The sequence below is a fragment of the Bradyrhizobium rifense genome, from assembly GCF_008123425.1.
GTDB classification, from domain to species: Bacteria; Pseudomonadota; Alphaproteobacteria; order Rhizobiales; family Xanthobacteraceae; genus Bradyrhizobium; species Bradyrhizobium rifense.
Genome location: NZ_VSSS01000017.1, coordinates 109,270 through 122,774, shown reverse-complemented (window position 1 = coordinate 122,774; position 13,505 = coordinate 109,270). Strand labels below are relative to the sequence as shown.

The 13,505-nt window shown below is 64.5% G+C and carries 10 protein-coding genes and 1 riboswitch; of the genes, 5 read left to right on the top strand and 5 right to left on the bottom strand.

Annotated features, from left to right (window positions below; genetic code table 11):
* Positions 1-167: 167 nt before the first annotated feature.
* From FXB40_RS49050 to FXB40_RS11075, 3 genes are all read right to left on the bottom strand, one after another.
* Positions 168-437 (bottom strand): hypothetical protein, encoded by a 270-nt coding sequence (locus tag FXB40_RS49050; protein WP_246207524.1) that lies wholly within the window; start codon positions 435-437, stop codon positions 168-170.
* Positions 434-1,795, bottom strand: coding sequence for a tetratricopeptide repeat protein (locus FXB40_RS11080; protein WP_246207522.1), 1,362 nt, complete (start codon positions 1,793-1,795; stop codon positions 434-436). The genes FXB40_RS49050 and FXB40_RS11080 overlap by 4 nt, the downstream gene beginning before the upstream one ends.
* A gap of 161 nt (positions 1,796-1,956) precedes the next feature.
* Entirely contained in the window at positions 1,957-3,147 is a 1,191-nt protein-coding gene (locus FXB40_RS11075; protein ID WP_148772241.1) for a TrmJ/YjtD family RNA methyltransferase, read from the bottom strand.
* A 294-nt stretch (positions 3,148-3,441) separates the two neighbouring features.
* Between FXB40_RS11075 and FXB40_RS11070 the strand changes: the two genes are divergently transcribed.
* The 3 genes from FXB40_RS11070 to FXB40_RS11060 all read left to right on the top strand — a co-directional run bounded on the left by FXB40_RS11070 (position 3,442) and on the right by FXB40_RS11060 (position 7,202).
* The gene (locus FXB40_RS11070) at positions 3,442-5,169 is read left to right on the top strand and encodes an alpha/beta hydrolase family protein (RefSeq protein WP_148772240.1); all 1,728 of its coding nucleotides are present in this window, start codon (positions 3,442-3,444) and stop codon (positions 5,167-5,169) included.
* Positions 5,170-5,388: 219 nt separating this feature from the next.
* On the top strand, positions 5,389-6,600 hold the full coding sequence (locus FXB40_RS11065) for an NADP-dependent isocitrate dehydrogenase (RefSeq protein WP_148772239.1): 1,212 nt from the start codon (positions 5,389-5,391) through the stop codon (positions 6,598-6,600).
* Between the two features lie 98 nt (positions 6,601-6,698).
* Complete coding sequence (locus FXB40_RS11060) at positions 6,699-7,202, top strand: DUF3455 domain-containing protein (protein WP_148772238.1); 504 nt, start codon at positions 6,699-6,701, stop codon at positions 7,200-7,202.
* A gap of 4 nt (positions 7,203-7,206) precedes the next feature.
* On the opposite strand, the gene FXB40_RS11055 is transcribed toward FXB40_RS11060, so the two are convergent.
* A complete protein-coding gene (locus FXB40_RS11055) occupies positions 7,207-8,433 on the bottom strand; it encodes a cyclic nucleotide-gated ion channel (RefSeq protein ID WP_148772237.1) in 1,227 nt (408 codons plus the stop codon).
* 6 nt (positions 8,434-8,439) lie between these two features.
* On the bottom strand, positions 8,440-11,121 hold the full coding sequence (gene alaS / locus FXB40_RS11050) for an alanine--tRNA ligase (protein ID WP_187436786.1): 2,682 nt from the start codon (positions 11,119-11,121) through the stop codon (positions 8,440-8,442).
* A 222-nt stretch (positions 11,122-11,343) separates the two neighbouring features.
* Positions 11,344-11,432: riboswitch (glycine riboswitch) on the top strand.
* 162 nt (positions 11,433-11,594) lie between these two features.
* On the opposite strand from alaS, the gene gcvT reads away from it, so the two are divergent.
* Both gcvT and gcvH read left to right on the top strand, forming a co-directional pair.
* The gene (gene gcvT / locus FXB40_RS11045; RefSeq protein WP_148772252.1) at positions 11,595-12,743 is read left to right on the top strand and encodes a glycine cleavage system aminomethyltransferase GcvT; all 1,149 of its coding nucleotides are present in this window, start codon (positions 11,595-11,597) and stop codon (positions 12,741-12,743) included.
* A gap of 244 nt (positions 12,744-12,987) precedes the next feature.
* Positions 12,988-13,356: a glycine cleavage system protein GcvH gene (gene gcvH / locus FXB40_RS11040; protein WP_148772235.1), complete on the top strand. Its 369-nt coding sequence runs from the start codon at positions 12,988-12,990 to the stop codon at positions 13,354-13,356.
* The last annotated feature ends 149 nt before the right edge of the window (positions 13,357-13,505 follow it).

Here is a 13,505-nt window from a genome sequence, read left to right as displayed (position 1 = left end):
CCAGTTCGCTCAGGTCGAGCCAAACGCGATCTCGGGTGGGCAAAGGCGCGCAGCGCCGTGCCCACCACCTCGCATGGAACAACATGGCGGGCACGCTTCCGCCTTCGCTCTTCGAGCTGCGGTGGACAAGTCGCCTTGCCCAACCTAGGAGGCTGAGCCTGACGGCATCAGCGGCTCGCCCGCAACGAGCTGAGCTCGAAATCGGCGGCCTGTTTCTCGATGAAAATCTTCGGGCAATCGGCGACAGCGAGGTCGAACAACCGCGAAGCTTCTTCCCTGGAGCCGCGTTGCAGGGCCACTTCAGCGGCATAAAAATGCGCCTCGCAGATCTGTCCTTTTCTTTTCCTCGGATCCGGATCGTTGGCAGCGTCAAGCACTTGCTCCGACGTCTTCGTGCCAAGAAAGAGGTTGATGATTGGCGCAGGCCATTTCGTCATGTCGAGCTGCGTTGCGGCCTCGGCCAGCCGACCTGGTTCGTGACTGCGCCTTGCAATGATCTCACGCCACAATGCCGCATAGGCGTTCTTGGGCTCGAGCCGGACCGCCTCGTCCAGATCGGCCAACGATTTGGCAAGTGAACCGGCCTGCCAATAGCACTCGCCCGGGCGCGGTAGGCACGGACGTCCCGGGGATCGAGTTGCACGAGCTGGTCGTACTCCGCAATCGAGCGGCTGAAATCTCCCTTGGCCTTGTACGCGTTGGCGCGCAGCCCGAGCGAATCCTTGTCCCTAGGATCCAAGCGGACCGCCTCATCATAGTCCGCGATGGCGCGATCGAAGTCGCCTTTCTCATAATAGGCTTCTCCCCGAGCACGCAGCGGAGGGCCGTCCCCCGAAGCGAGTACAGTTGACTGACCATCGAGCGACGCAGAAGCTGGGTCGTCGCCGTGACCTTGAAGCTGAGCCTTCCGATCGCCGGGACCCCTTTGATCCTGATGTGCCAGCTGCATTGCCTGGGTGTAATCGGCAATGGCGCGGTCATAATCGCCATTTTGAGCATAGGCGACACCGCGGCAGAGGTAGGCGGTTCGGCTTCGCGGGTTTAGCTCGATGATCCGGTCGTAGTCGGCCATGGCGCGGGCGAATTCGCCAAGCTGAAGAAAGGATTCGGCACGGAAATTGTAAAAGCTCTCGTATTTTGGCTTGATCTGGATGGTTCGATCGAGTTCGGCCAATGCAAGCTCCTTGTTACCCTTCGCAGAGTAAATCCGGCTGCGGCACAGTTGGCCACCGCCGTCTTGCGGGCTGATCTCAACCGCTCGGTCACAGTCAGTCATGGCCCGCTCCGGATCTCCCTTGCGGACGTAAGCGAGGCCTCGCTCGACACGCGCCATGACATTGTCCGGATGGATCAGAAGGGCCTGATCATAGTCGGCGATGGCGCGCATGTAGTCGCGCCTCGCCAGATAGATTCGGGCGCGTCCTAGATATGCATAGGTGTTCTTGGGATCGAGCTCGATCACCTTGGCGTAGTCAGACAGAGCGGCATCGGGCTCTCGCTTTTGGAGATGCGCAGAAGCCCTCTCGAGTCGGGCGTTCAGATTGTCTGGATAGCGTTCGATGATCTGGTCGTAGTCGGCGATTGCACGGTCGATCTCGCCTTTCTGGCGGTAGAACATCGCGCGCCGGAAGCGCGCCATGACCAAACCCTGCGACATGGTAGTCGCCACCTCGATAAGAGCCGTGCATCCCGCGATCCGGTCATCAACACTCAGATTTCCGACCGCATTGCACTTTGCGGACAAAGGCATTTCCGCGCGTGCGACCGATATTTCGATCAAGGTCGTGAGCGCCAACGCGCCTACGCCTGCTGCCGCACCAACGAGTGCGCGGCCCACCATTCCAACCATGCCGTCCCCAACTCAATTCACGGGGACTTTCATAGCAACCAAACGGGCTTATGCACAGCCCTTGGTTGCAGCAGCCGGAAACGCCGACCAGCTCAGACCTACGCGCGCTACTCGATCATCCCCTGCAGCCGTACCAGCTCCGCCTCGATATCCCGCTCCACATCCGCGGCTCGTATCTCGATCACCCGATAGTCGCGCGCCTCGAGCCACGCCCGCCGCGACGCGCGGTCGGCGGCGATGGTCTCGCCTTCGCCCGGGTTGACCAGCTCGATTGCGATCCGGTGCGGGAAGGAGACGAAGTCGGGGATGTGGCGGCCGACCGGGGTCTGGCGCTTGAACCCACCTGCGAAACGGCGGTCGCGCGTGAGCGCCTGCCAGAGCAGGCGCTCGGCATCGGTCGGGTTGCGGCGGAGCAGGCGCGCCAGCCCGCGCACGGTCGAGCCGCTGTCGGGCACGCCGCCGCCCTGCCCGTGCTCGGCCAGCAGCGCGCGCAGGCGCGTGGCCTGCTCGCCGTCGAGCACGCCGCCCTTGGCCGGGCCCTTGCGCCCTTCGGCGATCGCCATCACCACACCATGGAGGGTGTGCATGTCCTGCTTGGTCGGCTCCATCCGGCTAAAAATGTTGCGCAGATTGACCAGCATGGTGTCGCGCTTCTCGGCCGGGCGCAAAAATTCGACGCGGTCGAGCTCGCGGATGAGGTTGTCGAAGAAGGCCTGCATCTGGTGCTGCGAGGCGCGCTCGGAGCGCTCCGGCATGGCGTGCGGCAGCTCGCCCGATGTCGCCCGCTTGAACCATTCGTAGCCGACCAGCAGCACGGCCTGGGCGAGGTTGAGCGAGGCGAACCCCGGATTGACCGGGAAGGTGATGATGCGGTTGGAGAGCCCGACCTCCTCGTTGGTCAGGCCCCAGCGCTCCCGGCCGAACAGGATGCCGGCCTTGCCTCCGGTAGCAACGTGCCCCGAAATCTCCGCGGCGGCCGCTTCCGGTCCCACCACCGGCTTGGCCTGGTCGTGGGGGCGCGCGGTGGTGGCGAACAGCAGGTCGAGGTCGGCGACGGCCTCGCCGACCGTGTCGAACAATTCGGCCTTTTCCAGAATGTGGTCGGCGCCGGCAGCCGCGCGCTGGGCGGCGATGTTGGGCCAGCCGTCGCGAGGGTTGACGATGCGCAAGCGGCTCAGGGCAAAATTACCCATGGCGCGCGCGGCCATGCCGATGTTTTCCCCGAGCTGCGGCTCGACCAGGATCACGATGGGACCGTCGAGGGCGAGGCCCGCCTTGGTCTTGTCGGTGCCGGACATCTCATTCCACTTTCTGAGTCAGCGTTCTTCTCGTTCAGCTTCCGAAGAGTTGAACTCCTGTCTGAAGACGCTGATCCAAGCCTTCATCCACGCGGCCGGCCCGCCTTCCGTGCAGACCAATTTCGCAACGGAGATAACAGGGTTAGCGCCATTTGCTAATCCGAAATCGGCATCTCAACTGGGGACGGTTTCTTTCGCCAGCTTGTGCGCGCTTTGCTTTCGGATATGGCTATCAACCACAACTAAAGCGAAGCCGATAGGGCGGAGCTAAAAACACAATTCAGGGGGGTGGTAATGCGCGGTCGATGGACGTTGGCAATTCTCGGAGCGGTCTTGATCGTGGTGGGCGGCCTCATCGCTCATCTGACGCAGACCGCCGGCGGCATCCGGATCCAGGATGTCAGGTTCAAGGGCGCCAAGGGCAACACCATGAGTGCGCTGCTCTACGTTCCCGCCAATGCCACCGCGCAGACCCCGGCACCGGGCATCCTCGCCGTCCACGGCTACATCAATTCGCGCGAGACCCAGGACGGCTTCGCCATCGAGTTCGCCCGCCGCGGCTATGTCGTGCTGGCGCTCGACCAGACCGGCCATGGCTATAGCGACCCGCCCGCCTTTGCCAACGGCTTTGGCGGCCCTGACGGCCTCGCTTATCTCCGCAGCCTCGACATCGTCGACAAGGCCAATATCGGCCTCGAGGGTCACTCGATGGGCGGCTGGACGGTGCTGGCCGCAGCCACCGCAATGCCGAATGACTACAAATCGATGGTGCTGGAGGGCTCCTCGACCGGTAAGCCATTCGCGGCCGACGGCACCCCCAGCTGGCCGCGCAACACCGCTTTGGTGTTTGCCCAGTACGAGGAATTCTCCACCCTGATGTGGGGCGTCGATCTCGCTCGCGATGTCACCAAGAGCCCCAAGCTGTGGGCGATGTTCGGCACGCAGGGGCCGGTCGAGCCGGGCAAGGTCTATGGCGACCCGGCGGCCGGGACCGCACGGGTGCTGTACACGCCGGCCATAACTCACCCGGCCGAACACATCTCGCATGAGGCGATCGGCTACAGCCTCGACTGGTTCGCCAGGACGCTGCAAGGCGGCACCAAGCTGCCGGCCGACGACCAGATCTGGTTCCGCAAGGAGCTGGGCACACTGATCGCGTTTGCTGGTTTCGTCGCGCTCTTGATCGGGACTTTCGACGGCCTGCTCGAGGCGCAAATGTTCTCGCGTCTACGCCTGCCCGCGGTCGCTGACGGCACCATGCCGCTGCATCACGCCGCCACCGGCCGGAGCTGGACCGCGGCGTTCATCCTGTCCGCCTTCATCCCGGCGCTGACCTACTACCCAGCCTTCGCGCTGGGCGGCACCTTCGTGACGCCGACGACATTCCTGCCGCAGGGCATCACGAACCAGATCCTGGTCTGGGCCATCATCAACGGCCTGATCACGCTGGCACTGATGCGCTTCGCCCCGAAGCGCAAAGGCCGGACCGGGCTGCTCGGCCAGTCGCTCGTGATCGCGGTCGCTTCGGTCGCAGTCGGCTATGCCGCGTTGTGGCTTGCGGACGCCGTTTTCAAGATCGACTTCCGCTTCTGGATCATCGCGCTGAAGCTGATGAACCCGAAGCAGTTTGTGATCTTCCTGATCTACCTGATTCCGTTCACGGCGTTTTTCGTCGTGGCGCTGCACGTGCTGCACCGGAATTTCTCGACCATGGAGGCGCCGCGGCTCGCGCTCTATTTGACCAATATCCTGGCGCTGACGTTCGGCTTCATTGTGCTGCTGGTCTTGCAATATGGCACGCTCTGGCTGACCGGAAAGCTTTTCAACCCGCTCCCCGATCCCGGCTTCGTGCCGCTCTCGACCATCGTCGCCATCCAGTTTGTGCCGCTGCTCGCGATCGTCGCCGTGATCGCGACCTTCACCTGGCGACGGACCGGATCGAGCCTGCCGGGCGCCCTGATGTCCGGCCTGTTCGTGACCTGGTACATCGTGGCCGGCACGGCCACTCAGGCTGCCTTTTAGAGGCGTTCTCGAACGGCGGTGGTGTGCTCGCGGGACAGTTGCCCAAACAGGGTGCGACAGCCGCCGTTCCGACCTGTTCGGAATGGCGGTTCTCGGCGAAAAGATGGGCTGAAACTGCATAACCGCTCCGCTTCCGCCCGCCCGCGGGCGGTGCTATAGCGCGGGAGATTTCCACCGCGGCCGTCAAAAGGCGCCGTTCCCAAGAGGGCTTCTCCGATCATGGCAAAAATCAAGGTATCCAATCCCGTCGTCGAACTCGATGGCGACGAGATGACCCGGATCATCTGGCAGTACATCAAGGACAAGCTGATCAACCCGTTCCTGGATGTCGAGCTGCAGTATTTCGACCTGGGCATGGAGTACCGCGACCACACCAACGATCAGGTGACCATCGACGCCGCCGAGGCCATCAAGAAGGTCGGCGTCGGCGTCAAGTGCGCCACCATCACCCCGGACGAGGCCCGGGTGAAGGAGTTCAACCTCAAGCAGATGTGGAAGTCGCCGAACGGCACCATCCGCAACATTCTCGGCGGCGTGATCTTCCGCGAGCCGATCATCTGCAAGAACGTGCCGCGCCTGGTTCCCGGCTGGACCAAGCCGATCATCATCGGCCGCCACGCCTATGGCGACCAGTACCGCGCCACCGACATCAAGTTCCCGGGCAAGGGCACCCTGTCGATGAAGTTCGTCGGCGAGGACGGCACCGTGATCGAGAAGGAAGTGTTCAAGGCTCCGGGCGCCGGCGTCGCCATGGAGATGTACAATCTCGACGATTCCATCATCGACTTCGCCCGCGCCTCGCTGAACTACGGCCTGCTGCGCAACTACCCGGTCTATCTCTCGACCAAGAACACGATTCTGAAGGTCTATGACGGCCGCTTCAAGGACATCTTCCAGGACATCTACGACCGCGAGTTCAAGAAGGAATTCGAGGCCAAGGGCCTGACCTACGAGCACCGCCTGATCGACGACATGGTGGCCTCGGCGCTGAAATGGTCCGGCGGCTACGTCTGGGCCTGCAAGAACTACGACGGCGACGTGCAGTCCGACACCGTCGCGCAGGGCTACGGCTCGCTCGGCCTGATGACCTCGGTGCTGCTCACCCCGGACGGCAAGACGGTCGAAGCCGAAGCCGCTCACGGCACCGTGACCCGCCACTACCGCGAGCACCAGAAGGGCAAGGAGACCTCGACCAACTCGATCGCGTCGATCTTCGCCTGGACCCGCGGCCTGTCGCACCGCGCCAAGCTCGACAACAACGCCGAGCTCGCCAAGTTCTCCGCCACGCTGGAGAAGGTCTGCGTCGACACCGTCGAGGAAGGCTACATGACCAAGGACCTCGCGCTCCTGGTCGGCGCCGACCAGCGCTGGCTTTCGACCACCGGCTTCCTCGACAAGGTCGCGGAGAATCTCACGAAAGCGTTGGCGTAAGCCTGCGCATTATTTTCGCCCGATCGGGGTTAGACATCATTATGGGCCGCGCCCAGGCGCGGCCCATTCATTTTGATACCATCGTGCGGAGCCCCTCCATGTCCATCATCAAGTTCGCCGTCCCCTGCCTGCTGCTCGCCGCCATGGCCGGGCCCGCCTCCGCCGCGGAGGTGCTGCCCGAGGCCATCGCCGCTCCTGGCGAGAGCGTCGTCCTCAGCGTCCACGCCGAGGGCGCGCAGGTCTATGAGTGCAAGGCCGGCACCGACGGCAAGCTCGCCTGGGCTTTTCGCGAGCCGATCGCGACGTTGCTCGCCGACGGCAAAACGGTCGGCCGGCACTATGCCGGGCCGAACTGGGAGCTCGCCGACGGCAGCGCCGTCGTGGGCAAGGCGATCGGCAACGCGCCGGGTGCAACGGGGGCCGATATCGCCTGGCTGAAGCTGGAGGTCGCCTCCCGCCGCGGCAACGGCGTGCTGACGCCGGTCACCACCGTCCAACGCATCAACACCCATGGCGGCAAGCTCGACGGCGCTTGCGACAAGGCCGGCGAGTTCAGAAGCGCGCCCTACTCGGCCGAGTATATTTTCCTGAAGAAGGGCTGACCGCTCAGCGGTCGGTGCCCTCGCGCTCCACCTGCGCGAGTTCTGCCGCTGCGAGATCGCCGGTCTCCTCCAGCCGTGCTCTCGCGGTCTCGTGAACATGGGCGGCGAGCGTCGGCATGCGCGCGATCAGGGCGTGAAAATCCTGGACATCGAGCACGAGCAGCCGGGTCTTGCGCGTCGCGGTCACGGTGCCGCTGCGTTTCGTCTTGTGGAGCAGCGCAATCTCGCCGAAGAAGGTGCCGTCGCCGAGCCGCACATGCTGGCTCGGCAGCGCAATCTCGACCTCGCCTGCGGTGATGAAATACATCGACGACGCCGCATCGCCCCGCCGCACCAGAACCTCGCCCTGCTCGATGGTGCGGGCCCGCAACAGCCGCATGATGTCGGCGATCTCCGCGGCCGACAGATGCGAGAACAGCGGCACGCGGGCCAGCATGCCCCAGGTCACGACGAAGTCGCGGCGCCTCACCTCGTCGGCAAAGGCCGTCGAGATGATCGCGACCGGCAGCGCGATCATGGCAAAACCGCTGATGATGGTAAAGACGGAGATGATCTTGCCGAGCGCCGTCACCGGCACGACGTCGCCATAGCCGACGGTGCCGAGCGTCACGATCGCCCACCACATTGCATCCGGAATGGTGCCGAGCTTGTTGGGCTGCACGTCGTGCTCGATGGCGTAGAGCAGCGAGGCGAACGTCAGCACCGCACCGGCCAGGATGACGAGGCAGCCGATCAGCGCGCGCCGCTCGGCGTGCACGGCCGCCAGAAGCGAGCGCATCGCCGGCGAGTACCGTATCAGCTTGAAGAACGGCAGCACACCAAGCGCGGCCAGCGTCGCGTGGCGTCCCATCACCAGCACGATCGCAGCGGGCAGGAACGCCATGAGGTCGACAATGCCGAGCGCCGAGAAAGCGTAGCCGAGCCGGTCGGCGAGCGCGGAGCCCTTGCGCGGCGTGTGGCCCGCCACCGTCCAGAGCCGCGCGGCATATTCCAGCGTGAACACGATGACGCAGAGGATAGTGATCGCAGAGAACAGCACGCCGAACTGCGCGTCCAGCTCCGGCACCGAAGCCAGGATCATCGCGAGCACATCGAGCACAATGACGCCAATGATGATCTGGATGAAGCGCGATCCGGCCGAATAGGCCAGCGGATCGTGCTCCAGCAATTCGTAGAGGCGATCCCTCAAGTCGGGATCGCGCAGGCCGCGCCCTTTCGGAACGAGGCCCATGGCGATTTACGCGTCTGCCATGGCTTTTTCGATTGCCGCCAACGCCTCTGTCGCCTTGGCACCGTCGGGGCCGCCGGCCTGCGCCATGTCGGGCCGGCCGCCGCCGCCCTTGCCGCCGAGCGCTTCGGAGGCGACGCGCACCAAATTCACGGCGTTGAAGCGCTCGGTCAGGTCGGCTGTAACGCCGACCACGACACCGGCCTTGCCGTCCTCGGTGACGCCGATGATGGCGACCACGCCGGAGCCGATCTGCTTCTTGCCGTCGTCCGCAAGGCTCTTGAGATCCTTCATCTCGATGCCCTCGACCGCGCGCGCCATCAGCTTGACGTTGCCGACCTCTCGCACGCCGCTGGCGGCCCCATTGCTGCCGGCGGACGCACCACCGCCCATTGCGAGCTTCTTGCGGGCGTCGGAGACTTCGCGCTCGAGCTTCTTGCGCTCCTCCATCAGCGCGGTGATGCGCGCCGGAACGTCGTCGATGGAGGTGCGGAGCTCGTTGGCCGCGGCCTTCGCCAGCGCCATGGTCTCGTTGGCGTGTTTTCGCGCGTAATTGCCGGTCAGCGCCTCGATGCGGCGCACGCCTGAGGCCACCGCGCTCTCGCCGGTCAGCGTGATCAGGCCGATATCGCCGGTGCGCCGCACATGCGTGCCGCCGCAGAGCTCGACCGACCAGCCGAGCGCATTGACGCCGCGCTCGCGCGCGGTCTTGCCCATCGAGACGACGCGAACCTCGTCGCCGTATTTCTCGCCAAACAGGGCGCGTGCCCCCGCTTCGCGAGCCTCATCGACGCCCATGACGCGGGTGGTGACCTCGTCGTTCTCCAGCACCACGTCGTTGGCGATGTCCTCGACGCGGGCGAGTTCCTCCGCCGTGATCGGCTTCGGATGCACGAAGTCAAAGCGCAGGCGGTCCGGGGCGACCATCGAGCCGCGCTGGGCGATGTGATCGCCGAGCACCTGGCGCAGCGCCTCGTGAATGAGATGCGTCGCCGAGTGATGCGCGCGGATCGACGAGCGCCGGCCGTGATCGACTTCGAGCTGCAGCGCGGTGCCGACCTTCAGCTCGCCGCTCTCCAATGTGCCCACATGAACGAAGAAATCGCCGAGCTTCTTCTGCGTGTCGGTGACGCGGAACTTGATGCCGCCCTCACCCGTCAGCACACCGGTGTCGCCGACCTGGCCGCCGGACTCCGCATAGAACGGCGTCTGGTTGAGCAGCAGCGCGCCGGTCTCGCCGGCCTTGAGGTGGGCCACTTCCTGGCCGTCCTTCACCAGCGCGGACACCACGCCTTCGGCGCTCTCGGTCTCGTAGCCCAGAAATTCGGTGGCCCCGAGCTTTTCGCGCAGCGGGAACCAGATCGCCTCAGATGCCGCCTCGCCGGACCCCTTCCAGGATTCGCGCGCCTTGGCCTTCTGACGCTCCATCGCGTCGGTGAACGACGCCTGGTCGACGCCGATCCCGCGCGACTTCAGCGCGTCCTGCGTCAGGTCCAGCGGGAAACCATAGGTGTCGTACAGTGTGAAGGCGACGTCGCCGTCGAACATGTCGCCCTTCTTCAAGGACGCGCTCTTCTCGTCGAGGATGGCAAGGCCGCGCACCAGCGTCTTGCGGAAGCGGGTCTCTTCCAGCCGCAGCGTTTCCTCGATCATGTTCTCCGCGCGCATCAAATCGGGATAGGCCTGGCCCATCTCGCGCACCAGCGCCCAGACCAGCCGATGCATCAGCGGCTCTTTCGCACCCAGCAGCTGCGCATGGCGCATCGCGCGGCGCATGATCCGGCGCAGCACATAGCCGCGGCCCTCGTTCGAGGGCAGCACGCCATCAGCAACGAGGAAGGCCGAAGAGCGCAGATGGTCGGCGATGACGCGGAAAGAGGCGACGGTCTGCTCGTTCGGCCCGTGGCCCAGCGCGGACGACGTCGTGTCGATCAAATGACGGAACAGGTCAGTCTCGAACACGCTGTCGACGCCCTGCATGATGCTGGCCATGCGCTCCAGGCCCATGCCGGTGTCGATCGAGGGACGCGGCAGATCCACGCGCTGCTCTTTCGTCACCTGCTCATATTGCATGAAGACGAGATTCCAGAATTCGAGGAAGCGGTCGCCATCCTCCTCCGGCGAGCCCGGAGGTCCGCCCCAGATGTGGTCGCCGCGATCGATGAAGATCTCCGAGCACGGGCCGCACGGCCCGGTGTCGCCCATCGCCCAGAAATTGTCCGAGGTCGGGATGCGGATGATGCGGTCGTCGGAGAAGCCGGCGATCTTCTTCCAGAGATCGGCGGCCTCGTCGTCGGTGTGATAGACAGTGACGAGCAGCTTGTCCTTCTTGAGCCCGTATTCCTTGGTGATCAGTTTCCAGGCCAGCTCGATCGCGCGCTCCTTGAAATAGTCGCCAAACGAGAAGTTGCCGAGCATCTCGAAGAAGGTGAGATGGCGCGCGGTGTAGCCGACATTGTCGAGGTCATTGTGCTTGCCGCCGGCGCGCACGCATTTCTGCGACGTGGTGGCGCGCTGATAGGGCCGCTTCTCGACGCCGGTGAAAACGTTCTTGAACTGGACCATGCCGGCATTGGTGAACATCAACGTCGGGTCGTTGCGCGGCACCAATGGCGAGGACGACACGATCTCGTGGCCGTTCTCGGCAAAGAAGTTCAGAAAGGTCGACCTGATCTCGTTGACGCCGCTCATGTTCATCCAATCGGGTGTGCTTGGGCCCGCAAACACGCCATCCAAACCGCAAGTTTGGGCTGATATCTGCGGACAGAAGCGCTTTTAGACAAGGCCAGCTTCGCTGTCCAGAAACTGTGCAGGGAGATCAGAGGGTTGCCGCAGTCGCGCAATCCCGTTGAAAGCCGCCAGGTGCGCGTTGACAGGCTTGGCCGGGCTGTGGTCTGTACCCATTTGTATCGTACGGCCACGTCGGGAGAGACCGGCTTCACTGCCGGCGCCGAAGGAGCAACCGCCCCGGAAACTCTCAGGCAAAAGGACCGCGTGGCTTTGACGACATCTGGAAAGAGGCGCCGACGGGCAAATACCTTTTCATAAGGGTTGGCCCGGACTGCGTCCGCCGACGGGATAATACTCTCAGGCACAGCGACAGATGGGGCTTCGACTGGTGTCCACCGGGGAATCGTCTCCGGGGAACCGCCGAGGGCCCCGTGATGCTTGCGCGCGACGACCGAGAGTCCCTGAAACGTACCCCCCTTTACGACCTGCACGTGTCGCTTGGCGGCAAGATGGTGCCGTTCGCGGGCTATGACATGCCCGTGCAGTACCCTGCGGGCGTGCTCAAAGAGCACCTCCATACCCGCAACCAGGCCGGCCTGTTCGACGTCTCCCATATGGGCCAGATCGCGCTTCGGCCGAAATCCGGGAGGATCGAGGACGCTGCCCGCGCGCTGGAGCGGCTGGTGCCGCAGGATATTTTGGCGATTGCACCGGGACGGCAGCGCTACGCCCAGTTCACCAATGTGGATGGCGGCCTTCTGGACGATCTGATGGTCGCCAATTTCGGCGATCACTTGTTCCTGGTGGTCAACGCCGCCTGCAAGGAAGAGGACGAGGCGCATCTGCGCGCGAATCTCTCGGACACCTGCGTCATCGATTCGCTCACCGATCGCGCGCTGATCGCGTTGCAGGGCCCGAAGGCCGAGTCAGCACTGGCGAAATTGTGTGCAGAGGCGCCCACCATGAAGTTCATGGACGCCGGCCCGCATCAGGTTGCCGGCCTCGCCTGTTTCGTCTCGCGTTCGGGCTATACCGGCGAGGACGGCTTTGAGATTTCGGTCCCCGCTGCGGCTGCCGAACACCTCGCCAAGACGCTGCTTGAAAATCCTGACGTGATGCCGATCGGTCTCGGTGCCCGCGACAGCCTGCGGCTGGAAGCCGGGCTCTGCCTCTACGGCCACGACATCGACACCGCGACGACGCCGGTCGAGGCCGCGCTGGAATGGTCGGTGCAGAAGAGCCGCCGCACCGGCGGCGCCCGCGCCGGCGGCTTTCCCGGGGCCGAAAAGATCCTCGCTCATTTCGATCACGGCGCATCCCGCCGCCGCGTCGGCCTGCGCACTGAGGGCCGCGCGCCGGTGCGCGAGGGCGCGCTGCTGTTCGCTGACAGCGCAGGCGGCGAGCCGATCGGCAAGGTCACTTCCGGCGGTTTCGGCCCGAGCCTGAATGCGCCGGTCGCGATGGGCTACGTGCCCACAGGCCTGAGCGCGCTCGACACCAAACTCTTCGCCGAGGTGCGCGGGCAACGCCTGCCGCTCGCCGTCGCTGCCATGCCCTTCGTGAAGAACACCTACAAACGCTGAGAATGATGAGATTGAGCACAGTCGGCTGCCCCGAGTTCACCTCTCTCCGGAGGGGAGAGGTCGGATTGCGTCTGACGATGCGGAGCATCGTCCAGCGCAATCCGGGTGAGGGGCCGCAACACCCAGTGAGACTAGATCCCCTCACCCGGATCGCATCTTGCGATGCGATCCGACCTCTCCCTACGGGAGAGGTGAACCGAGCCCGCCGCTTTCGACCAAACCTCACCGTTTCAGGGAATCGACAATGACCACGACGCTGTACACCACCGACCACGAATGGCTCGCGATCGACGGCGATGTCGCAACCGTCGGCATCACGGATTACGCGCAGTCGCAGCTCGGCGACGTCGTGTTCGTCGAACTGCCCAAGGTCGGCCGCAGCCTGAAGAAGGCCGAAGCCGCCGCCGTCGTTGAATCGGTCAAGGCCGCCTCCGACGTCTACGCGCCTGTGACCGGCGACGTGCTCGAGACCAACGACGCGCTCGCCGCCGAGCCGGCGCTGGTGAACTCGGACGCGCAAGGCGCAGCCTGGTTCTTCAAGATCAAGATTGCCGACAAGAGCGAGCTCGGCGGCCTCATGGATGAAGCCGCCTACAAGGCACACACGGCGTGAGGACATGAGCCGAACCGTCTCAACACACTCACTGTCATCACCCGCCTTGTGCGCTTTGCGCACTGGGGCGGGTGATCCAGTACGCCGCGGCCCATCGGCCCTAGCCGAAGCGCCTGCGTTTACTGGATGCCCCGCCTTCGCGGGGCATG

Coding starts and splice junctions, on each gene's coding strand:
- FXB40_RS49050 (WP_246207524.1), bottom strand. CDS start 437: ATGACGAAATGGCCTGCGCCAATCATCAACCTCTTTCTTGGCACGAAG.
- FXB40_RS11075 (WP_148772241.1), bottom strand. CDS start 3,147: ATGTCCGGCACCGACAAGACCAAGGCGGGCCTCGCCCTCGACGGTCCC.
- FXB40_RS11070 (WP_148772240.1), top strand. CDS start 3,442: ATGCGCGGTCGATGGACGTTGGCAATTCTCGGAGCGGTCTTGATCGTG.
- FXB40_RS11065 (WP_148772239.1), top strand. CDS start 5,389: ATGGCAAAAATCAAGGTATCCAATCCCGTCGTCGAACTCGATGGCGAC.
- FXB40_RS11060 (WP_148772238.1), top strand. CDS start 6,699: ATGTCCATCATCAAGTTCGCCGTCCCCTGCCTGCTGCTCGCCGCCATG.
- FXB40_RS11055 (WP_148772237.1), bottom strand. CDS start 8,433: ATGGGCCTCGTTCCGAAAGGGCGCGGCCTGCGCGATCCCGACTTGAGG.
- alaS (WP_187436786.1), bottom strand. CDS start 11,121: ATGAGCGGCGTCAACGAGATCAGGTCGACCTTTCTGAACTTCTTTGCC.
- gcvT (WP_148772252.1), top strand. CDS start 11,595: ATGCTTGCGCGCGACGACCGAGAGTCCCTGAAACGTACCCCCCTTTAC.
- gcvH (WP_148772235.1), top strand. CDS start 12,988: ATGACCACGACGCTGTACACCACCGACCACGAATGGCTCGCGATCGAC.